The organism is Vibrio diazotrophicus (genome assembly GCF_038452265.1).
GTDB classification, from domain to species: Bacteria; Pseudomonadota; Gammaproteobacteria; order Enterobacterales; family Vibrionaceae; genus Vibrio; species Vibrio diazotrophicus.
In genome coordinates, this window is record NZ_CP151842.1 from 239390 (window position 1) to 262086 (window position 22697).

Genomic DNA, 22697 nt, shown 5'->3' on the forward strand with positions numbered 1-22697 from the left:
TTAGAGTACTTCTCCATTGAATCGTTAATTTCGTCACATTTTTTTCGCGTTTGCCCCTTGGGTTATCATCGAGTATCCCCCACATATCATTCACAAGCTGTTTGGGTCTGGTGACCCATTTATTAACTCAGTGTTTATTAACCAAATGGAAATCTAATCAGGAGAGACGACCGATGAATATTCGTCCATTACATGATCGAGTTATCGTTGAACGCCAAGAAGTTGAATCTAAGTCTGCTGGTGGCATTGTTCTTACTGGTTCTGCTGCGGAAAAATCAACGCGCGGTAAAGTGCTTGCTGTCGGTAAAGGCCGCATTCTAGAAAACGGTACAGTTCTTCCACTGGACGTAAAAGTTGGCGATTCTGTGATTTTTGCTGAAAGCTACGGCACTAAATCAGAAAAGATCGACGGCAAAGAAGTTCTTATTCTGTCTGAAAGCGACATTCTAGCAATCGTTGAGTAATTGCTCTGAGCTCTTATGTTCCCAAAAGAACTAAAAGTTCGCTCTATCATTTATCAATAAACGAATTCTTAAGAGGAAATACAACATGGCTGCTAAAGACGTAAAATTTGGCAATGACGCACGTGTAAAAATGCTGGAAGGTGTAAACATTCTAGCTGACGCTGTAAAAGTAACTCTTGGCCCTAAAGGTCGTAACGTAGTTCTAGACAAATCTTTCGGTGCACCAACTATCACTAAAGATGGTGTATCTGTTGCTCGTGAAATTGAATTGGAAGACAAGTTCCAAAACATGGGCGCACAAATGGTTAAAGAAGTTGCATCTCAAGCAAACGATGCAGCGGGTGACGGTACAACAACAGCAACTGTACTAGCACAATCTATCGTTAATGAAGGTCTTAAAGCAGTAGCTGCGGGTATGAACCCAATGGATCTTAAGCGCGGTATTGATAAAGCAGTAGTAGCAGCCGTTGAACAGCTTAAAGCACTATCAGTGCCATGTGCAGATACAAAAGCAATTGCACAAGTTGGTACTATCTCTGCTAACTCAGACTCAAGTGTGGGTAACATCATTGCTGAAGCAATGGAAAAAGTAGGCCGCGACGGTGTTATCACTGTTGAAGAAGGTCAAGCTCTTCAAGACGAACTAGACGTTGTTGAAGGCATGCAATTCGACCGTGGTTACCTATCTCCATACTTCATCAACAACCAAGAATCGGGCAGTGTTGACCTAGACAACCCATTCATCCTATTGGTTGATAAGAAAGTATCTAACATCCGTGAACTTCTTCCAGTTCTTGAAGGTGTTGCAAAAGCTTCACGTCCACTGCTAATCGTAGCGGAAGACGTTGAAGGTGAAGCACTAGCAACGCTAGTTGTGAACAACATGCGTGGTATTGTGAAAGTGGCAGCGGTTAAAGCTCCAGGTTTCGGTGACCGTCGTAAAGCTATGCTACAAGACATTGCTATCCTAACTGGTGGTACTGTGATTTCTGAAGAAATCGGTCTTGAGCTAGAGAAAGCGACACTAGAAGATCTAGGTCAAGCTAAGCGTGTCGCTATCACTAAAGAAAACACCACTATTATCGACGGTGCTGGCGAAGAAGACGCGATCAAAGGTCGTGTATCTCAAATTCGTCAACAAATCGAAGAAGCAACTTCTGACTACGACAAAGAGAAACTACAAGAGCGCGTTGCTAAGCTAGCAGGCGGTGTTGCAGTAATCAAAGTTGGTGCAGCAACTGAAGTTGAAATGAAAGAGAAGAAAGACCGCGTAGAAGACGCTCTACACGCGACTCGTGCAGCGGTTGAAGAAGGTGTTGTAGCTGGTGGTGGTGTTGCACTTATCCGCGCAGCTTCAATGCTAACTGACCTTACTGGTGACAACGAAGAGCAAAACGTGGGTATCCGCGTAGCACTTCGTGCAATGGAAGCGCCAATTCGTCAAATCGTGAAAAACGCAGGTGATGAAGAATCTGTGGTTGCGAACAACGTTAAAGGCGGCGAAGGTAACTACGGTTACAACGCGGCAACTGGCGTGTACGGCGACATGATCGAAATGGGTATCCTAGATCCAACTAAAGTAACTCGTAGCGCACTTCAGTTCGCAGCATCAGTTGCTGGTCTAATGATCACAACAGAAGCTATGGTAACTGAGAAACCTAAGTCAGACGGTCCAGCGATGCCAGATATGGGCGGCATGGGCGGTATGGGTGGAATGATGTAATTCCCCTTATGCTGACGAGACCTGATAGTTAGGTCGAGCATAAACCTTTTAAAGGCAGAACGTGTTTTACATGTTCTGCCTTTTTTATTGGACTCCATTCCATCAACAGTCGTTTTAGTCGCTTCGCATCTGCCGCTTTCACTCACTCAGACTATCGGATAACTAGAAATTAGCCGCTAAGTTATGCACTATGAAGATTGGTTTTCCATGGAAGGTTACTAATGCAAATTCAGCAGCTTAAACATCAAACAGAATCGGTATCTTTGGTTATAGATAACTGGCAGTTACAAGCCGGAGAGCATTGGGGCATGTTTTCAACTCATAGCCATGCGGCATCGCTACTGGTGCGAGTGCTGAGTGGCGAGTTGCAACCTCATCAAGGTGAGGTCTCTGATCTTCCTGAAAAAATTGCTTGTGTCTCTTTACATGAGCAGCAACGATTGCTGGATTTAGAGCTGGAAAAAGATGATACCGATTTTATGGATCGTATTGACTACGGTTCAACGGTGGAAGAGCTGGTGGAAGAAGCGGGTTGTACTGGTGATGAACTTGAGTCGCTTTTAGCGACAACGGATTTATTATCCATCAGAACTCGTGGGTTTCGTCAGCTTTCCACAGGAGAAACACGCCGAGTGATGCTTGCCCGTGCGCTCGCGTTGAAGCCACAAATGATGATCTTGGATGAGCCTTATTCCGGTTTAGACATTGCTCACCGTCAGCACCTTTCCGAGCTGTTACAGCAGTGTTCGAACCATATTCAATTGATCATCATTACTTCTAGGGAAGACGAGTTACCTTCATTTATCACGCATGTGGCCTTGTTCGACGAGCAGAAACTTGCTCAAACATTAAGTCGTGAAGAGTGGCTGAACCACCCTGTGATGGCGCAGATGCTGGCGTTATCTGAGCAAAAGAGTGATGCGATGTTTGAGCTTCTGCAAGCGCATCAGTCACAGCATCAATACCCAAATCCGTTAGTTATTATGAACGACGTCACTGTGGAATATGTGGATGCCAAAATCTTTTCAGGTGTGAATTGGCAGATTGAGCAAGGGCAGCATTGGCAAGTGCGAGGTCCTAACGGCTGCGGGAAAAGCACGCTACTTGGACTAATTCTTGGGGATCATCCTCAGTGTTACAGTAATGATGTGACGGTATTGGGCATGAAACGAGGCAGCGGTGAAACAATCTGGGATGTGAAACGTCACATTGGTGTGGTTTCTTCGGCTTTGCATCTTCAATATCGGGTCAATTGTACCGCTCTCGAAGTGTTGATTTCCGGATTCTACGACTCAATTGGCCTCTATCAGCAGCCGAGTAAGAAAGAGATTCTGTATGCGCGCGAGTGGTTGCAGCTGTTAGAAATGAGTCAGTTTGAAAAAGTGGGTTTTCGAAATCTGGACTACGGACAGCAGCGACTGCTGTTAATTGGTCGAGCCTTAATTAAGCAGCCCGCGCTGCTGATTTTGGATGAACCTTATCAAGGGTTGGACTTCCTCAACCGCAAGTTAGTGTTCAGAGCGCTAAATCGCATAGCTTCTGCAAATATCAGCCAATTGCTATATGTGACTCATCATGAAGAAGACGCGCTAGACGCAATCCATCACTTTGTGGATTTTGTTGCCCAACAAGGTGAGGGATACCGAGTCAACATTTACTCGAATCAGCCATAACTCCCAGAAAAAAAGCGTTGCCAGAGCAACGCTTTTCAATGGTTAGTGACGACGTCTGAGTTTCTGGTGTACGCCACGACGCAGACTGTGGAAGGTGTTTTCTACCTTATCGACGCCGTAAAGCACACTAAGTGCAAGAAAAGTAATGACGACGGACTGTGTTAAATAGCCCAAACCGATCATTAACCCTAAGGCTGCCAATACCCAGATAACTGCCGCAGAAGTAACGCCGTGAATTTTGCCATCCAACGTCATCATTACCCCCGCACCTAAAAAGCCGACACCAGTGATGATTTGCCCAAGCACGCGAGCTTGGTCAAGGGTGTTCGGGGACAGAGATACCGCCATCGCCATGAAAAAGTAAGTGCCGGAAATAATCAGTATTGAGGTGCGGATACCTACAGGCTTTCCTCGGGTTTGACGCTCAATACCGATAAGTAAGCCGTTGATCATACAGCAAAGCAAAGCGGACCATTGGAATGGCCCAAGATCGAAAATAGAATCTAAAGTTAGCATGACAGCCTCAATGCATAGGCGTGAAGAAGCGCAGTATGCAGCGAATCTTACTTGCGATCTAACAAAAGCTTTTATGGGCTAGATAATCAATATCTATAGAACTACTCAAGATGTAAATCGAGCGGCGTTTTACTGCTTCGTCCGCCGATTTCACGGGTGAGCTTAGGTACTAAATAACCCGAGACACGTTCAATGACGCCGGCCATGATGGTTTTTGCCGTGTGATCATCAATAAAGAAGTGAGCCGCACCCTGCACTTTGTCCAAAACATGGATGTAGTACGGTAATATTCCAGCATCAAACAGGCTTTCACTGAGATTTACCTGAGCTTCTACCGAGTCGTTCACCCCTTTTAGCATCACTCCCTGATTGAGTAGGGTCACGTTAATGGCACGCAGGCGAGCCATTTGTTGCTTTAGCTCAAGGTTGATTTCATTAGCATGATTGATGTGAGTGACAAGTATAACTTGTAAGCGTGTCTGTGCCAGTGTGTCTACCAGCTCATCGGTAATACGCGCAGGGATAACCACAGGCAGGCGAGAGTGGATGCGCAGACGCTTGATGTGAGAGATCGCTGCGATCTTGTCGATCAGCCAAGTCAGTTCGTGATCTTTTGCCATTAACGGATCACCGCCAGAGAGAATGACTTCATTAAGTTCAGGATGCTTGGCAATGTAATCCAAGCTCTGCTGCCAAACCGATTTGGTGCCTTTGTTATCTTCGTAAGGAAAATGACGACGGAAACAGTAACGACAGTTAATAGCACAGCCACCTTTCACTATCATGAGCGCTCGGTTACGGTATTTATGCAGTAATCCGGGGATGTCATTATTCTGCTCTGAAAGAGGGTCGTTTGAATAACCTTGGTGTACTTCAAACTCTTCGCTCAATGGCAAAACTTGGCGCAGCAAAGGATCGTGCGGGTTGCCTTTTTCCATTCTGCTGACGAAACTTTGCGGTACACGCTGAGCAAATAATTTGCGCGCAGCAAACCCGTCCTGCCAAGGCGTAGGATCAATACCCAGCTCGTTGAGCAATTGAGTGGGATCTGAGATAGCATTTGCTAGTTGTTTGATCCAGTTTTGCTCAACAGAATCGACTTTTCGGGTTATGATGTGCGGCATTAATTTTAACTCGAAGAATGTAAGAGGAAATATGGCTACTGTTAGCACGAATGAATTTAAAGGCGGTCTTAAAATTATGCTTGATAATGAGCCTTGTGTCATTCTCGAAAACGAGTATGTAAAACCGGGCAAAGGTCAGGCTTTCAACCGTGTAAAAATCCGTAAACTGCTTTCTGGCAAAGTTCTAGAGAAAACTTTTAAGTCTGGTGACTCTGTAGAAACTGCGGACGTAGTAGATATCGACCTAGATTATCTATATTCAGATGGCGAATTCTACCACTTTATGAACAACACCACGTTCGAACAAATTGCAGCAGACGTTGCAGCTGTTGGCGAAAACGCTAAGTGGTTGGTAGAAAACAATACTTGTACTCTGACACTTTGGAACGGTAACCCAATTTCTGTTACTCCACCAAACTTCGTAGAGTTAGAAGTGACTGAAACAGATCCAGGTCTGAAAGGCGATACTCAAGGCACTGGCGGTAAACCAGCAACGTTAGCAACAGGTGCTGTTGTACGTGTACCTCTATTCATCCAAATCGGTGAAGTAGTGAAAGTGGATACTCGTAGTGGCGAATACGTAAGCCGCGTGAAGTAAGTATTGCTGTAGTTTGTACGGAAATTTCTAGTACAAATTATTGAATACAAAAAAAGACCAGCTATCTCAGCTGGTCTTTTTGTATGTGTTATATCTGGCTCTTGGTTTCAATAAGCCAGCTATATTTCCACTAAAGCATTAGCATTCCAATAAACACGACTGCAAGCAGTGTGATGAATCCGGCAAATGCATAACAGGCAATTTTGCCGATAATACCAGTGTGGAATTTTAGGTCGTGCATACCGTGGTGAATACGGTGCATCGCGTGCCACATTGGTAGTGCTAGAGTACCAATAATGAACAGCGCGCCAATAATATTAGTCGCAAAGCCGGTGACACGTTCGTAGCTCAGTGCGTCAGCATCAATAATGCCTAGCGGAACCAAGATACCTAATACGAACACAGTGATCGGGGTAATCATAGCGAACCAAGTGCCGCCAGCACCAAACAGTCCCCACCATACAGGTTCATCTGAACGTTTTGGATTGGTATTAATCACAATAAGCTCCTTACACCACAATCAGAACAATGAGAGAGATGAAGGCAACTGCGGCCCACTGACTCAATACGATGATTTTCTTATCCAACAATTTGCCTTTGATGCGAATTGGCATCACTTGCGGCATCATGCTGAAGAAGGTTTGTGCATGAAATAGGCTACCTGCCAGCGCAACAATATTGATTGCGATAACGACTGGATTTGCCATAAATGCAAGCCAAGTGTTCCAAGCTTCAGGGCCTTTAACTAATGCACCCAACCCTGCGGTCAGGAACAGGGTGAAAAGAATGAGCGGTAGAACAGTTGCTTCACGTACCATGTAAAAGCGATAGAAAGGATGATCTTTCCACCAAGTACGTTTCATCTGACGAACATAAGGTTTACGGTTACTCATCCTTAGCCCTCCACTTTGTTTGTTGAACCGTCTGGTTTCAACATTGCAATCACGAAGTCCATTGACGATTCCACTTTACCTTGGTTTACCGCCGCCGCAGGGTCGACATGTTTAGGACATACTTCAGAGCAGTAACCCACAAAAGTACAACCCCATGCGCCATTCTCGCCATTGATAAGCTTCATACGTTCTGCTTTACCATTGTCACGAGAATCTAGGTTATAACGATGAGCCAATGTCAGCGCCGCAGGACCGATAAACTCTGGGTTAAGACCAAACTGTGGACACGCTGCATAACACAAACCACAGTTAATACAGCCAGCGAACTGTTTGTATTTAGCCATCTGCTCAGGTGTCTGGTTGTTTGGACCATCTTCAGGTGTACGGTCATTACCGATAATGTAAGGTTTGATCGCTTCTAAACGTTCGATAAACGGAGTCATATCGACAATCAAATCTTTTTCAATCGGGAAGTTCGCTAGCGGCTCGATTTTTAAGCCATTCGGGTAGTCACGAAGGAAGCTCTTACACGCCAGTTTTGGCACGCCGTTGACCATAATGCCGCATGAACCACAAATCGCCATTCGACAAGACCAGCGGTATGAAAGCTCTTTATCTAAGTTGTCTTTCACATAACCGATGGCATCGAGTACTGACATGGTTTCGTCAAAAGGTACTTCAAATTTTTGTAGATAAGGTTCAGCATCTCTCGCTGGGTCGTAGCGTAAGATCTCTACTTTTTGAATACGATTCGCCATTATTCTTGATCCTCCGCACTTGCACTTGCATCTTGCGCCGCTTCTGCAGCTGCGGCTTTTTCTGCAGCTTCACCGTAGAGTCGTGCTTTAGGTTGAGACTTAGTGATGGTCACAGGGCTGTAATCAATTTTCGGCGCATCGCCATTTTGATAGAACGCAAGTGAGTGTTTTAGGAAGTTCTCATCATCACGTTCGGTACAACCGTTATCTAAACGCTGGTGGGCACCGCGAGATTCTTTACGCAGCAATGCAGAGTGAACCATCGCTTCTGCTACTTCTAAACCGTAGCCAACTTCAATCGCATAAAGCAGGTCAGTGTTGAATACTTTGCCTTTATCTTTGATGCTGATTTTCTTGTAGCGCTCTTTAAGCTCGGTAAGTTTATCGATGGTTTCTTGCATCAAGTCTTCTTGACGGTAGATACCACAACCCGCTTCCATGGTATGACCCATTTCAGTGCGGATATCCGCCCAGTTTTCATCGCCTTCTTGGTTTAGCAGCGCTTGAATACGAGCTTCAACAGCTTTCACTTGTTCATCGATAGCTTTGTCATTCCAGCCTTTGAATTCTTGCGCGCGTTTCACAGCATGTTCGCCTGCAACGCGACCAAATACCACGAATTCTGCCAGTGAGTTAGAACCCAGACGGTTTGCACCGTGAAGACCGACAGATGCACACTCACCTACGGCAAACAGACCGTTAATACGAGTTTCACATTGACCATTGGTTTCAATACCACCCATGGTGTAGTGCACTGTTGGGCGAATTGGAATTGGCTCTTTTGCTGGGTCTACGTTTACATAGGCTTTTGCCAGTTCACAAATGAATGGCAGACGCTCTTGCAGGTACTCTTCGCCTAAATGGCGTAAGTCGAGATGCACAACATCACCGAGTGGGTGCTTGATGGTGTTGCCTTTTTGCTGTTCGTGCCAGAATGCTTGTGAAACTTTGTCGCGAGGACCCAATTCCATGTATTTGTTTTTCGGCTGACCCACAGGTGTTTCTGGACCCATGCCGTAATCTTGCAGATAACGGTAGCCGTTCTTATTAACGATGATACCGCCTTCACCACGACAACCTTCGGTCATTAGAATACCAGTGCCTGGCAGACCTGTTGGGTGGTATTGAACGAATTCCATGTCACGAAGAGGCACACCATGGCGATACGCCATTGCCATACCGTCGCCAGTTACAATGCCACCATTAGTGTTACAGTGATAAACACGGCCTGCGCCACCCGTTGCTAATACAACTGATTTCGCTTTGATAAGGACTAATTCACCCTCAGACATATGAATGGCAACAAGCCCTTGAACTTCACCATCAACAACCAATAGGTCGACAACAAAATACTCATCAAATCGTTTGATTTGAGGATACTTAATTGAAGTTTGGAAGAGTGTATGTAGCATGTGGAAGCCAGTTTTGTCGGCCGCAAACCAAGTACGCTCGACTTTCATACCACCAAAACGACGAACGTTAACTTCGCCATTTTCTTTACGGCTCCATGGGCAACCCCACTGCTCCATTTGAATCATTTCGCGAGTGGAATTTTTTACAAAATATTCCACAACATCCTGTTCACATAGCCAGTCGCCCCCGCCAACGGTGTCGTTGAAGTGGTTGTCTAGGCTGTCTTCTTCCTTGATAACTGCTGCGGAACCGCCTTCAGCGGCTACCGTGTGAGAACGCATCGGATAAACTTTAGATATCAGGGCAACTTCTAGGTTCGGGTTCGCTTCAGCTGCTGCAATTGCAGTACGAAGACCCGCACCACCTGCGCCGATGACTGCGATATCTGTGGTAATTGTCTGCACAGTTATCCTCCAGTGTATTGTATGTTGATGATGAGCTATGGTGCTCATTCCTCGTTATATTGGGTGGTTGTCCGGTGAGCACCAAAAAATCTGGAGTCTACGAATCAAACCAAATCCACTTATAAAGTGGTAGGCTCAGTTTAGGAGAGGTCAGAGAGGAAAAAATTGATTCTGTTGGGTTTTTGCTTAGGTAGTGCAAACATAAGCATACAAATTTTATCTTGTGTGATTGGCATCACGTTTGGGTTTTGTATTTTGATCCGAAAAGGTAAAATCTATTCAATCCTGATTAAGTGAATAACCAAATGAATAAGTCCGATTGGATGCCAACAGCATCAATAGAGCAACTTAAGCAACGTGCACAGCTCTTAACGTCAATACGTCATTTCTTTGCGCAAAGAGATGTGCTGGAAGTCGACACCCCTGCAATGAGTCACGCTACGGTGACGGATATCCACTTGCATACCTTTCAAACGGAGTTCGTCGGTCCTGAGTATGCTAAAGGAAGTCGACTGCATCTTATGACAAGTCCTGAATTCCACATGAAGCGATTATTGGCGGCAGGAAGTGGCTCTATTTATCAAATCAACAAAGCGTTCCGTAACGAAGAGAATGGTCGTTATCACAATCCTGAGTTCACTATGCTGGAGTGGTATCGTGTTGGATTTAACCATCATGATTTGATGGATGAAATGGACGACTTGTTGCAGTTGGTATTAAATGTAGGCGTTGCCGAGCGTATGACATACCAACATGCGTTTTTAACGGTATTAAAGATTTGCCCGCTAGAAGCTTCTATGGCGGAACTGAAAAAGGTGGCTGCGCGATTAGGCTTAAGTGATATTGCAGAACCCGAGGAAGACAGAGATACCTTGTTGCAGCTTCTGTTCAGTATTGGTGTTGAACCGCATATCGGGCAGCAAGTACCGGTATTTGTTTTTGACTTCCCTGCTTCTCAAGCGGCATTAGCGAAAATTAATCTGCAAGATCCTAGAGTTGCTGATCGTTTTGAAGTCTATTTTAAAGGGATTGAACTGGCGAATGGATTCCATGAGCTGGACAACGCGAAAGAACAGTTAGCGCGTTTTGAGCAAGATAACCGTAAGCGTTTGCAGATGGGGCTGGAGGAACAACCTATCGATTATCACTTGATAGAAGCTCTTGATGCGGGTCTGCCAGAATGCGCCGGTGTTGCTTTAGGTATTGATCGTTTGATTATGTTGGCGTTGGGCGAGGACCATATTGATAAAGTGACAGCATTTCCCTTCCCACGAGCGTAGTTTGCTTCATATTGCCTTAAATGTGGGGAAAGAAGCTGAAACCATGACACATGCCAAGGATTATACGTGGTAACTACTCGCCTCAGGCGTTTAACCTCGTTATACTCCTTGTCTGATTTTGAACCACCATTTTTTGATATACAACGGTAAGAGCGCAGGACATGCAAGAATACATTCAGTTTTTCCAACAAAATATGATCCTATCACTAGCTTGGGTCGGTATTTTAGTTGCATTGATTTTCAATATTTATAAATCAGCAACAGCAACATACAAAGAGCTCACAGCACCACAAGTGACTCAGCTTTTAAACCGCGAGAATGGTGTTGTTGTCGATATTCGTGCGAAAGACGAATTCAAACGTGGTCACATTACTGACGCACTTCACATTTTGCCGACTGATATCAAAGCGAATAACTTTGGTGCGCTTGAAAGTCATAAATCTGACCCAATCATTGTGGTATGTAAGATGGGACAAACTGCTCGTGAAAGTGCAGATTTACTTACTAAAGCTGGTTTTGAGAACGTCAGTGTTCTTAAAAACGGTATTACAGGCTGGGTTGATGCAAAACTTCCGCTTGTTCGTGGTAAGAAATAACGCCCATAACCGATTTGAAATGCTGTCTAAAAAGGCAGCATTTGATTGAAAGAGATGTGATGTTTTCCACGTATTGGTGTCTCAGCCTCGTGATTCAGAACGTTCTCGGTTAGTCTCAGGGTATCAACCTTGACCGGAATTTATCAGTATTAAGGATTCAAAAATGGCTGAAGCAGCAACACAAGACGCACAACAAAACTTCGCAATTCAACGTATTTTCCTAAAAGATGTTTCTTTTGAAGCGCCAAACTCTCCAGTAATGTTCCAAAAAGAGTGGAACCCAGATGTAAAACTGGACCTAGACACTCAAAGCCGTGAACTGGGTGAAGGCGTTTACGAAGTTGTTCTACGTTTAACAGTAACCGTTAAGAATGCTGAAGAAACAGCTTTCCTATGTGAAGTTCAACAGGGTGGTATTTTTACTGTTGAGAATATGGATGCAGGTCAGCTAGCTCATTGTCTAGGTGCATTCTGCCCGAACATTCTATTCCCATATGCGCGTGAAACTATCTCTAGCCTAGTGGTTAAAGGTACGTTCCCACAATTGAACTTAGCACCAGTTAACTTTGATGCATTGTTCATGAACTACCTACAACAGCAAGCCGCTGGTCAAGGTACAGAAAGCGCTGAAGCTTAAGGCGATAGCGGTTTAAATATGTAGCCATTCGTGGCAATGAATGCACAGCGTACTTGATGAGTACGATGTGCATTTTTATTTTGACCCAAACTCAGCCAAATCATTAACTTGTTCCTAAGTAGGATTGGCATATTGAACTTTGGGTATAAAATTAGTGTTAACAAACGATTATTCATCGGGCGGAACAATGACAGACGCACAAGTAAATAATGCTTACGGTAAAACGGTATCCATGACAGTTATTGGTGCCGGCTCTTACGGAACCTCGCTAGCAATTTCATTAGCACGTAATGGCGCTAACATTGTTCTTTGGGGGCACGAAGAAGAGCACATGGCTAAATTACAGGCTGATCGCGCTAACCAAGCGTTTTTACCGGGTATTGATTTCCCTGACTCTTTGATTGTTGAATCTGATTTGAAAAAAGCGGTGGAAGCGTGTCGTGATCTACTGGTGGTTGTGCCGAGCCATGTGTTTGGTATCGTACTGAAAAGTTTGAAACCGTATTTGCGTCCTGACACTCGACTTTGTTGGGCGACGAAAGGCTTGGAACCAGAAACAGGCAGACTGCTACAAGATGTCGCTAATGATGTGATTGGTGACTCTCACTCATTGGCAGTGTTATCTGGGCCAACGTTTGCCAAAGAATTGGCAATGGGCATGCCGACAGCAATTTCAGTGGCTTCCCCAGATGCGCAGTTTGTGAAAGATCTGCAAGAGAAAATCCACTGTAGTAAAACTTTCCGAGTCTATGCAAACAGCGACTTTATTGGTATGCAGCTTGGTGGCGCAGTGAAGAACGTTATTGCGATTGGAGCGGGGATGTCTGATGGTATTGGCTTTGGTGCCAATGCGCGTACAGCACTGATTACTCGTGGCCTTGCTGAAATGACTCGCCTAGGTATTGCGTTAGGCGCTGAAGCTGAAACCTTTATGGGTATGGCTGGTTTAGGTGACTTAGTGTTGACCTGTACTGATAACCAGTCACGAAATCGTCGCTTTGGTTTGGCTTTAGGCCAAGGCAAAGATGTCGATACTGCCCAGGTGGAAATAGGTCAAGTTGTTGAAGGTTATAGAAATACCCAAGAAGTGTGGGCGCTAGCTCAGCGTATTGGTATTGAAATGCCTATAGTTGAACAAATTTATCAAGTATTGTATCAAGGGAAGGATGCACGCTTAGCCGCACAAGATTTGCTTGCGCGAGACAAAAAAGCGGAACGTTAACCTTGTATCATAAGTCAGGATCTCACTCGATATTACAATAAATACAGACCTGACTTTGAATGAACGTCCGGGACACATAAACCAATGAAATTGTGCGAAAAAGAGAAAGTTTGGCAGACCATCGTTAAGGAAGCTCGCGAACAGTCTGAACAGGAGCCAATGCTCGCCAGTTTCTATCATGCAACCATCATTAAGCATGATAGTTTGGCTTCTGCATTGAGCTACATTCTTGCGAATAAATTAAACACTGCTTCAATGCCTGCCATGGCCGTGCGTGAAGTGGTTGAAGAAGCCTTTGCGGCGGATCCTAGTATTACGGAAGCAGCTGCGTGTGATATTTGCGCGACGGTTAATCGTGACCCAGCGGTGTCGATGTACTCAATGCCCCTGCTTTACCTCAAAGGTTATCATGCTTTGCAAGGATACCGCGTTGCCAACTGGCTTTGGAAACAAGGCCGTGTGGCGCTGGCTACTTACCTGCAAAACCAAATTTCGGTTGCTTGCCAAGTGGATATCCATCCGGCTGCGCGTATTGGCCGAGGCATCATGCTTGACCACGCAACAGGGATTGTCATTGGTGAAACGGCTGTGGTTGAAAACGACGTTTCTATTCTTCAAGACGTGACCCTTGGTGGTACAGGTAAAGAGTGTGGTGACCGCCATCCGAAAATTCGTGAAGGTGTGATGATTGGTGCTGGTGCCAAGATTCTGGGCAATATTGAAGTCGGTGAAGGGGCGAAAATTGGCTCGTGCTCTGTGGTACTGCAAGCTGTTCCTCCGCACACGACAGTGGCTGGTGTACCAGCACGTATCGTAGGACGCCCGCGTTCTGAGAAACCATCCTTCGATATGGATCAGCAGTTTAACGGTCGCGTGCAGACATTTACAGGTGGCGACGGCATTTAGCTCGTGGCGTAAACAGAAAAACAAAAAGGGATAATGCTGAGCATTATCCCTTTTCTTTATCTCGTAAAGCAGATTAAGTATGACGCTGGCGTATTAGCCAATAGCATCAAGCTCAGCCATGACTTCTTCTGCCCACTCAATCCAAGTTTGACGAAGAAGTAGATTACGACGCAGCGTCAAACGCTCTAAACGTTGCTGCTTATCTAGTACCGCAGGTGTAGCGTAGTAGGCAGCTTCGATTTCTTGATAGTGTGCAACTAGTTTGCGAGACTCTTCAACCAGTTCACCTAGTTGAGATCTAAAAGGTGCTGAAGGTTGAACTGAGCAAGCAATAAGCTTTGCACTAAATTCATCTCGTACCGTAGGGTGAGCTGTTGGTTGCTCAAACCAATCGCCCAATGCGCTACGTCCAGAATCTGTAATTGAATAGACTTTTCTATCTGGTTTACCTTCTTGCGGCTCCAAAACACAAGTGACCAAACCTTGTTGGCCCATTTTGTTTAGTTCGCGGTAAACTTGTTGATGACTGGCTTTCCAGAAGTAACCAATACTTGCTGAAAACTCTTTAGTGATGTCGTATCCCGTCGCATCACGTGTGCTAAGAACAGTGAGAATTACGTGTGGTAATGACATGTCTTTTTATCCAAATTGGTTAAGTAAGTTTAAAAATTGCTTAACTATCGTTTGTGCTTCTGTTGGCACGCTTTTTTTTAACTTAAATAGTTAAAAACTTAATAGTTAGAAAACTTAAGCAAATTCAGCACAAGTGTGCTGTTCATGTCACCTTTAAAGCCGTTTATCACCTAGAGGTAGTTATGCGTATGCATACCTCGCTACGATGTATTTTTATTAGTCTCGGTATCGCAGAGGTGCAGTAGTATATCTAAATAATAAGCATAAAGTAGAATACAAGGACGTTTTGATACAAAAAACTGATATTATTCTCAATAAAATCTCCAAGCAAAATAAAAGGTCGCTAAGTTGCGACCTTTTGGTGTTTTTATAAAATATTATACTGCTAATTAGCCTGTGTTGCGCATACCTGCTGCGATACCTGCAATGGTTACCATCAGAGCTTCTTCCAGCTCTGTCGCAGGTGTTTCCGTTTGACGAGTACGGTACAGCAGTTCTGCTTGTAGCATGTTCAATGGCTCTACATAGATACTGCGTAGACGAATGGATTCCTGACCCCAAGGATCGCTTTGCATCAGGTTTTCGTTGTTCTCTACATTCAGCACCGTCTTGATGTCTTTTTGTAGCTGATCACGCAGACGTTGACCGAGTGGGCGTAGCTTCTCATCAACCAGACGCTCATCATAGTAACGAGCCAAATCAACACTACATTTGGTGTACACCATTTCAAGCATGCCAAGGCGAGTTGAGAAGAATGGCCATTCACGACACATCTCTTCAAGCAGAGCTTGGTGACCTTTATCAATCGATAACTGAATTGCCTCACCAGCGCCTAACCATGCAGGAAGCATCAAACGGTTTTGACTCCAAGAGAAGATCCAAGGAATCGCACGTAAGCTTTCTACGCCGCCATTCGGGTTACGTTTGGCAGGACGAGAGCCCAGAGGTAATTTGCCTAGCTCAAGCTCAGGTGTTGCTTGACGGAAGTAAGGAACAAAATCAGGCTCACCGCGAACCACTTGACGATAGGCTTCACAAGAAACTTCTGAAAGTGCATCCATCAAGTCACGCCAATCTTGTTTTGGCTCTGGTGGTGGCAATAGGTTTGCTTCAAGAATTGCACTTGCGTACATGTTGAAGCTATTCACGGCAATTTCAGGTAAGCCAAGCTTAAAGCGAATCATCTCACCTTGCTCGGTTACACGCAGACCACCTTTAAGACTCTTCGGTGGCTGAGAAAGCAGTGCCGCGTGTGCAGGTGCACCACCACGACCGATTGTACCGCCACGACCATGGAATAGAGTCAGTTCAATACCTTCTTGGTCACACACTTTCACCAGTGAATCCATTGCACGGTATTGCGCCCAGCCAGCAGACATTACGCCCGCATCTTTCGCTGAATCTGAATAACCGATCATCACCATTTGATGGTTTTGGATAAAGCCTCGGTAAAGGTCGATACTCATCAGTTGCTTGATAACGTCTTCAGCGTTGTTCAAGTCATCCAACGTTTCGAATAGCGGACACACGTCCATACGGTAAGGACAGCCTGCTTCTTGAAGCAATAGGTGCACGGCAAGCACATCTGAAGCAGTGCGAGCCATAGAGATGACATAAGCACCGAACGCTGCGCGTGGTTGTGCAGCAATGATCTTACAAGTATCAAGAACTTCTTGAACTTGCTCAGAAGGCTGCCAATCACGAGGAAGAAGAGGGCGCTTAGAGCTTAATTCATTGGTTAAGAATGAAATCTTGTCTTGTTCGCTCCAGTGATTGTAATCACCGATGCCTAAGTAACGAGTTAGCTCAGACAGAACATCCGCGTGGCGAGTACTTTCCTGACGGATATCAAGACGAACCAAGTGGACGCCAAATGCTTTGATACGGCGTAAAGTGTCTAGCAGTGAACCGTCAGCGATAACGCCCATACCGCACTCATGCAGTGACTTATAACACGCGTAAAGTGGGTCCCAAAGCTGGCTGATGTCCTGCAGTGGTGCTTTCTTCGGAAGTTTTTCTCCGTGCACTTTAGCATCCAGAACTTCGAGAGTTTCTTGGAGCAGTGAGCGTAAGCCTTTTAGAATTGCACGATACGGTTCGTGCTCATTTTCACCCGCAAGTTGGCGTAACTCATCACTGCATTTGGTCATCGATAGCTCGCTAACCAGCTCGTTGATGTCGCCTAGATAAAGGTCAGCCGCTTTCCAGCGAGAAAGTAGCAATACTTCACGAGTGATGGTGTGAGTTACAAATGGGTTACCGTCTCGGTCACCACCCATCCAAGATGAGAAGTGAACTGGACGAGCGTCTAGAGGTAGACCTTCGCCCAAGTATTCTTTTGCACGTTCATTAAGATCACGTAGGAACTCAGGTACGGCTTGCCATAGAGAATTTTCTACAACAGCGAAGCCCCATTTGGCTTCGTCTAACGGTGTTGGGCGTTGTTGACGAATGACGTCTGAGTGCCAGCTTTGAGCAATTAATTGCTCTAGACGGCGTTCAGTTTTATGACGTTCTTTAGAAGAAAGCTCAGTTAACTCGAGTTTAGATAGACACTCATTTATTTTTACCAACTTGTTGATCATCGTACGACGAGTGATCTCTGTTGGGTGAGCGGTCAATACTAGTTCAATGTTGAGTTCGCGTAGTGCCTGTGCGGTATCGAGTTTACTAATAGAATTTTGGCTGAGTTTTGAAAACAGAGCATGGATTGAATCTGGTTCACACACATTCTCTTCACAATGACGTGAAATGGTGTGGTACTGCTCAGCGATATTGGTCAAATTCAAAAATTGGTTAAAAGCACGAGCCACTGGAGTCAACTGCTCGTTGGGAAGGCTTTTTATCTCTTCAATCAGTAGATTCCGATCCGCTTGATTACCTGCCATTGCAGATTTTGAAAGCTTACGAATGGTTTCCACTTTCTCTAAAATAACGTCGCCATCTGCATCTTGAATGGTTTTACCCAATAGATGCCCAAGCATGCTTACGTTACTTTTGAGTGCAGAGTATTGTTCGTTCATTGTCATCCTGCCTTGTAAAAAAATTACATCCTGTGTTCCTTGTTAGAAAGACAATTTATCTAAGTTTGCCCAGTATAGTCAAATGATGCTGGTGATATCTTTGCCAGTTTTTACCTGTTTGTGTGCAATGTAAGTTTGCTCAATTTGAGTGGTTTGTTGGAATTTTCTTACAAAACAACAAGACGTTAATCACATTGTTATTAATGTGTTACGCCTTGTTATTTGGTGGTTATAAGTTGTGAGCTAGAAGCAGTACTTGTACATCGCCTTAGAAAGGATGTTAATGGTTGGGTCGATAAACTCGAAGGCCAAAAATTCGTCTGGCTGGTGAGCTTGGTCGATAGAACCCGGTCCCATGACCAATGTCGGACATAACTCTTGTAGGAAAGGAGCTTCAGTACAATAGTTTACCGTTTGAGCTTCAACGCCGGTGATTTCGCTGATCCCTGCAATAAAAGGATGGTCATGTTCACATTCATAGCCAGGAATGGCATCGTGCAGCGGTTCGATCTCAATTCGTCCCGGCCATTTCTCTTGTACTTGTGTCAGTGCGCTTCGTAGCATGTTGTCCAAACCATCAAGGCTAATGCCGGGGAGAGGGCGAACATCATAGTGCAGTTCACAACAGCCACAGATACGGTTCGGACTATCGCCTCCGTGGATATGTCCTAAGTTTAAGGTTGGACTTGGGATATCAAAACCGGGGTGGTGATACTCTTTGACTAATTTGTCGCGTAGTTGCATCAGTGCATAAAGTACTTCATGCATAATCTCAATTGCATTCACGCCTAGTGCAGGGTTTGAAGAGTGACCCGATTTCCCCGTAACACGAATGGCATTTGCCACATGTCCTTTATGACCACGAACTGGCACTAAGCTGGTTGGCTCACCAATAATGCAGTAATCAGGTTTGAATGGCGTATTTTGCGTGAAATGACGCGCTCCGAGCATGGTTGTTTCTTCATCACACGTAGCCAATATATAAAGAGGCTTTTTTTGCTTGCTCCAGTCCACTTTCTTCACTGCTTCTAAAATAAAAGCAAAGAAGCCTTTCATATCCGCAGTGCCTAAACCGTAAAAGCGGTTATTTGCTTCGGTCAACGCATGCGGATTAAAGTTCCAGCGACCTTCGTCGAAAGGAACGGTATCACTGTGACCGGATAGTAATAAGCCACCTTCACCTTCGCCTTTTTTAGCAATCAGGTTCTGTTTTCCTGGCGCAACTTGAACCACGTCCACTTGAAAGCCTAAAGCGCTGCACCAGTCTGCCAATTTAGAAATGACTTGTTCGTTGCCTTCATCCCAACGACTATCGGTGGAGCTGATGGATGAGGTTGAAATAAGACCTTCATAAACCTCAAGGAAACTTGGCAATTGCATATATTATTTGCTCCTACTATTGACAGAATTACGTTGAAACTGTAAAACACATATTAAATCACTTTTAGTGAATAAAAAACCGATAAAAGTGCCAATTTTAAAGATTTATAGTCATTTTTAATTGTCGATTTTTTACTCGATTTAGGACGTTTTGAGATGTTAAAAACCACCATCATCGGCGCAAGCGGCTATACCGGAGCAGAACTGGCTCTTATGGTGCACAAACACCCTGAGCTCACGCTATCAGGTTTATACGTTTCAGCCAACAGCGCTGATGCAGGAAAGTCTATTGGTCAGTTACACGGCAAGCTAACAGGTTTGCTCGATTTACCAGTACAACCTTTAGTGGATGTTGAGAAAGTGGCACAAGAGAGTGACGTAGTCTTTCTCGCGACTGCACATGAAGTCAGTCATGATCTTGCTCCTGTTTTTCTGGCCAACAACTGCCAAGTTTTCGATCTTTCTGGCGCTTACCGTGTGGATGGTGAGAGTTTCTATACTCAATACTATGGCTTTGAACATCAGCATGCTGATTGGTTAAAAAAAGCGGCTTATGGCTTGGCTGAGTGGAACCTAGAAAACATCAAACAGAGTCAACTGATTGCTGTAGCTGGTTGTTACCCAACCGCGTCTCAACTAGCAATTAAGCCTCTGATTGAAAATGATTTATTAGATGTACAACAGTGGCCTGTGATCAATGCTACCAGTGGTGTTTCGGGTGCTGGTCGTAAAGCGACACTGACCAACAGTTTTTGTGAAGTGAGCTTGCAACCTTATGGCGTGTTTAACCATCGTCATCAACCAGAAATTGCTACTCACCTTGGTCGTGACGTGATATTTACACCGCATTTGGGCAATTTTAAACGCGGTATTTTAGCCACGATTACGATGAAGTTAGCTCAAGGTGTAACGGCAGCACAAGTGCAGCAAGCATTTACTCAAGCTTACCAAGGTAAAGCGGCTGTGCGTCTGCGCTTGGATTCATTGCCGCGCATCCAAGATGTTGAATTTACTCCGTTCTGCGATATCGGTTGGAAAGTGCAGGGCGAACATATCATTGTCGTTTCAGCAATCGACAATTTATTAAAAGGTGCATCGAGTCAAGCGATGCAATGTTTAAACATTCATTACGGTTTCGATGAGCTAACTGCTCTGGTGTAAGGGTTATATATGACGGATACAAAACTAGATCCATTGGTGATTAAGTTAGGCGGCGCAGCTCTGTCTTGTTCAGAGACGCTAAGTAAGCTTTTCAGCGCAATCGCACAGTATCAAGCCCAAGCTCAGCGACGAATTGTTATCGTTCACGGTGGCGGTTACCTTGTGGATGATCTCATGGCGAAGTTGCAGTTACCAACCGTTAAAAAAGACGGTCTACGTGTAACTCCTTACGACCAAATTGGTGTGATTGCTGGTGCGCTAGCGGGCACTGCGAATAAGATGCTACAAGGTCAGGCAATTAAAGATGGCTTAAACGCTGTGGGTTTATGTCTGGCTGATGGTGGTTTATGTGTTGTAGAAGAGCTGGATCCGGAACTGGGTGCTGTAGGTAAATCAACAGCGGGTGATGGCGCTGTGATTAAGCTTCTGCTTGAAGCTGGCGTAGTTCCTATTATCAGCTCGATTGGTCTGACAAAAGACGGTCAAATGATGAACGTAAATGCAGACCAAGCAGCAGTCTCTGTTGCCAGCGCACTGGATGCAGAGTTAGTTCTTTTATCTGACGTGAGTGGTGTGCTGGATGGTAAAGGTCATCTGATTGCAACCCTTGATGAGTCAAAAGCAAAAAGCTTAATTGAAGGTAAAGTGATTACCGACGGCATGATCGTAAAAGTAAATGCCGCATTGGATGCAGCGAAAGAGCTTGGTCGCCCGATTGAAGTCGCGACATGGCGTTATCCAGAAAAGCTTGCCAAGTTGTTCTCAGGTGAAAGTATCGGTACTCAATTTTTACCTCAGTAATCATTTAGAAATAGCTATTAAAGAACAACGAATTTAAATCGATTAGTTAACGTTGTTCTTTAAACAAAAGAATTTAAAGGAATCCTGAGCCCTGACCGCCAAGTGCAGAGCCAGAAATTTGGAGATATAAAATGAGCAAAGTTCAAGTCAAAAAAGTTGTCGTAGCCTACTCTGGCGGTCTAGATACATCTGTAATCATTCCATGGTTAAAAGAAAACTATGGCTGTGAAGTAGTGGCATTCGTTGCTGATGTTGGTCAAGGCGCAGAAGAATTAGTTGGTATCGAAGAAAAAGCTATCGCTTCTGGTGCATCAGAGTGTTACGTCGTTGACCTGAAAGAAGAGTTAGTAAAAGACTATATTTACCCAACGCTAAAAACAGGTGCATACTACGAAGGTAAATACCTACTAGGTACTTCTATGGCTCGTCCTGTGATTGCAAAAGCGCAAGTAGAAGTAGCACGTAAAGTAGGTGCAGACGCACTTGCTCACGGCTGTACTGGTAAAGGTAACGACCAAGTTCGTTTCGAAGGTGCATTTGCAGCACTAGCACCAGATCTACATGTTATTGCTCCTTGGCGTGAATGGGACCTTGTTAGCCGTGAAGAGTGTCTTGACTACCTAGCAGAGCGCAATATCCCATGTGCAGCATCACTGACTAAAATCTACTCTCGTGATGCAAACGCATGGCACATCTCAACAGAAGGTGGTGTGTTGGAAAGCACTTGGAATGCACCAAACGCAGATTGCTGGGCGTGGACTGTTGACCCAGAGCAAGCGCCAAATGAAGCGGAATACGTTACTCTGAAAGTGCAAAAAGGCGAAGTGGTAGCTGTAGATGGTAAAGAACTTTCTCCATACCAAGCGCTTATTGCTCTGAATGAGAAAGGCGTGAAACATGGTATTGGTCGTATCGATATCGTTGAAAACCGTCTGGTAGGTATGAAGTCTCGTGGTTGTTACGAAACTCCGGGAGGCACGATCATGATGGAAGCGCTACGTGCCGTTGAACAACTTGTACTGGATAAAGCTTCATTTGAATTCCGCGAAGAAATCGGTATCAAAGCTTCTCACCTAGTTTATGACGGTCGTTGGTTCACTCCACTACGTAAATCAGTGTTTGCTGCGGCAGATGCACTAGCAGAAGACGTTAACGGTGAAGTGGTGATCAAACTTTACAAAGGCCAAGCAACTGCAACACAAAAACGTTCTGAAAACAGCTTGTACTCAGAAGAGTTTGCAACCTTCGGTGCTGATGAAGTTTACGACCAAAGCCATGCAGGCGGCTTCATCCGTCTTTACTCTTTGGCTAGCCGTATCAAAGCATTGAACGAAGCTAAGAAGTAATCCCTAAGTTCCCGTCAAAGGGAACTAAGATAGAAACAAAAAAAGGATCGCTCAAGCGCGATCCTTAATTATAAAAAACACTTAAACACTGGCAGAAATGAAGTATTCTTTGGTCAATTAACCAAGGAATTAGATGCAGGAGAAGC

The 22697-nt window shown here is 44.8% G+C and carries 21 protein-coding genes; 12 read left to right on the top strand and 9 right to left on the bottom strand.

Annotated elements, in window-relative coordinates; all coding sequences use genetic code 11:
- Window positions 1–173: 173 nt before the first annotated feature.
- From AAGA51_RS01080 to modF, 3 genes are all read left to right on the top strand, one after another.
- Window positions 174–464 (top strand): co-chaperone GroES, encoded by a 291-nt coding sequence (locus AAGA51_RS01080; RefSeq protein ID WP_042485006.1) that lies wholly within the window; start codon window positions 174–176, stop codon window positions 462–464.
- 85 nt (window positions 465–549) lie between these two features.
- Entirely contained in the window at window positions 550–2187 is a 1638-nt protein-coding gene (gene groL, locus AAGA51_RS01085) for a chaperonin GroEL (protein WP_042485008.1), read from the top strand.
- Window positions 2188–2408: 221 nt separating this feature from the next.
- A complete protein-coding gene (gene modF / locus AAGA51_RS01090; RefSeq protein ID WP_042485010.1) occupies window positions 2409–3860 on the top strand; it encodes a molybdate ABC transporter ATP-binding protein ModF in 1452 nt (483 codons plus the stop codon).
- A 42-nt stretch (window positions 3861–3902) separates the two neighbouring features.
- Here the strand turns inward: modF and AAGA51_RS01095 are convergent, their stop codons facing one another.
- Together AAGA51_RS01095 and epmB are read right to left on the bottom strand one after the other, a co-directional pair.
- Window positions 3903–4376, bottom strand: a complete 474-nt coding sequence (locus tag AAGA51_RS01095; RefSeq protein ID WP_042485014.1) for an MgtC/SapB family protein — start codon at window positions 4374–4376, stop codon at window positions 3903–3905.
- Between the two features lie 101 nt (window positions 4377–4477).
- Window positions 4478–5500 (bottom strand): EF-P beta-lysylation protein EpmB, encoded by a 1023-nt coding sequence (gene epmB, locus AAGA51_RS01100; protein WP_042485017.1) that lies wholly within the window; start codon window positions 5498–5500, stop codon window positions 4478–4480.
- 31 nt (window positions 5501–5531) lie between these two features.
- On the opposite strand from epmB, the gene efp reads away from it, so the two are divergent.
- Window positions 5532–6098 carry an elongation factor P gene (efp, locus tag AAGA51_RS01105; protein ID WP_042485020.1) on the top strand — a complete coding sequence of 189 codons (567 nt, stop codon included), beginning with the start codon at window positions 5532–5534 and terminating at the stop codon, window positions 6096–6098.
- Between the two features lie 130 nt (window positions 6099–6228).
- Here the strand turns inward: efp and frdD are convergent, their stop codons facing one another.
- From frdD to frdA, 4 genes are read right to left on the bottom strand one after another with little or no spacing between them, the layout of a single operon-like run.
- Window positions 6229–6597 carry a fumarate reductase subunit FrdD gene (frdD, locus tag AAGA51_RS01110; RefSeq protein WP_042485024.1) on the bottom strand — a complete coding sequence of 123 codons (369 nt, stop codon included), beginning with the start codon at window positions 6595–6597 and terminating at the stop codon, window positions 6229–6231.
- 10 nt (window positions 6598–6607) lie between these two features.
- Entirely contained in the window at window positions 6608–6991 is a 384-nt protein-coding gene (frdC, locus tag AAGA51_RS01115) for a fumarate reductase subunit FrdC (RefSeq protein ID WP_042485027.1), read from the bottom strand.
- A gap of 2 nt (window positions 6992–6993) precedes the next feature.
- Window positions 6994–7752 carry a succinate dehydrogenase/fumarate reductase iron-sulfur subunit gene (locus AAGA51_RS01120; RefSeq protein ID WP_042485030.1) on the bottom strand — a complete coding sequence of 253 codons (759 nt, stop codon included), beginning with the start codon at window positions 7750–7752 and terminating at the stop codon, window positions 6994–6996.
- The gene (gene frdA / locus AAGA51_RS01125; RefSeq protein WP_042485032.1) at window positions 7749–9566 is read right to left on the bottom strand and encodes a fumarate reductase (quinol) flavoprotein subunit; all 1818 of its coding nucleotides are present in this window, start codon (window positions 9564–9566) and stop codon (window positions 7749–7751) included. Before frdA ends, AAGA51_RS01120 begins: the two co-directional genes overlap by 4 nt.
- 305 nt (window positions 9567–9871) lie before the next feature.
- Here frdA and epmA point away from each other — a divergent pair, with 305 nt between their 5' ends.
- The 5 genes from epmA to cysE all read left to right on the top strand — a co-directional run bounded on the left by epmA (window position 9872) and on the right by cysE (window position 14207).
- Window positions 9872–10846: an elongation factor P--(R)-beta-lysine ligase gene (epmA, locus tag AAGA51_RS01130; protein WP_042485035.1), complete on the top strand. Its 975-nt coding sequence runs from the start codon at window positions 9872–9874 to the stop codon at window positions 10844–10846.
- Window positions 10847–11007: 161 nt separating this feature from the next.
- Window positions 11008–11442 carry a rhodanese-like domain-containing protein gene (locus AAGA51_RS01135; protein ID WP_042485040.1) on the top strand — a complete coding sequence of 145 codons (435 nt, stop codon included), beginning with the start codon at window positions 11008–11010 and terminating at the stop codon, window positions 11440–11442.
- Window positions 11443–11605: 163 nt separating this feature from the next.
- Entirely contained in the window at window positions 11606–12079 is a 474-nt protein-coding gene (secB, locus tag AAGA51_RS01140; protein ID WP_042485043.1) for a protein-export chaperone SecB, read from the top strand.
- A gap of 187 nt (window positions 12080–12266) precedes the next feature.
- Window positions 12267–13301 (top strand): NAD(P)H-dependent glycerol-3-phosphate dehydrogenase, encoded by a 1035-nt coding sequence (gene gpsA, locus AAGA51_RS01145; protein ID WP_042485046.1) that lies wholly within the window; start codon window positions 12267–12269, stop codon window positions 13299–13301.
- A gap of 84 nt (window positions 13302–13385) precedes the next feature.
- Window positions 13386–14207, top strand: coding sequence for a serine O-acetyltransferase (gene cysE / locus AAGA51_RS01150; RefSeq protein WP_042485048.1), 822 nt, complete (start codon window positions 13386–13388; stop codon window positions 14205–14207).
- A gap of 93 nt (window positions 14208–14300) precedes the next feature.
- Here the strand turns inward: cysE and AAGA51_RS01155 are convergent, their stop codons facing one another.
- From AAGA51_RS01155 to argE, 3 genes are all read right to left on the bottom strand, one after another.
- The gene (locus AAGA51_RS01155; protein WP_042485053.1) at window positions 14301–14840 is read right to left on the bottom strand and encodes a PadR family transcriptional regulator; all 540 of its coding nucleotides are present in this window, start codon (window positions 14838–14840) and stop codon (window positions 14301–14303) included.
- 389 nt (window positions 14841–15229) lie between these two features.
- Window positions 15230–17863, bottom strand: a complete 2634-nt coding sequence (gene ppc, locus AAGA51_RS01160) for a phosphoenolpyruvate carboxylase (RefSeq protein WP_042485424.1) — start codon at window positions 17861–17863, stop codon at window positions 15230–15232.
- Between the two features lie 243 nt (window positions 17864–18106).
- Window positions 18107–19243, bottom strand: a complete 1137-nt coding sequence (argE, locus tag AAGA51_RS01165) for an acetylornithine deacetylase (protein ID WP_042485055.1) — start codon at window positions 19241–19243, stop codon at window positions 18107–18109.
- Between the two features lie 156 nt (window positions 19244–19399).
- On the opposite strand from argE, the gene argC reads away from it, so the two are divergent.
- The 3 genes from argC (at window position 19400) to AAGA51_RS01180 (ending at window position 22551) form a co-directional block, all read left to right on the top strand.
- The gene (gene argC, locus AAGA51_RS01170) at window positions 19400–20404 is read left to right on the top strand and encodes an N-acetyl-gamma-glutamyl-phosphate reductase (RefSeq protein WP_042485058.1); all 1005 of its coding nucleotides are present in this window, start codon (window positions 19400–19402) and stop codon (window positions 20402–20404) included.
- 9 nt (window positions 20405–20413) lie between these two features.
- Complete coding sequence (gene argB, locus AAGA51_RS01175) at window positions 20414–21205, top strand: acetylglutamate kinase (RefSeq protein WP_042485062.1); 792 nt, start codon at window positions 20414–20416, stop codon at window positions 21203–21205.
- 131 nt (window positions 21206–21336) lie between these two features.
- Entirely contained in the window at window positions 21337–22551 is a 1215-nt protein-coding gene (locus tag AAGA51_RS01180) for an argininosuccinate synthase (protein WP_042485065.1), read from the top strand.
- Window positions 22552–22697: the final 146 nt, after the last annotated feature.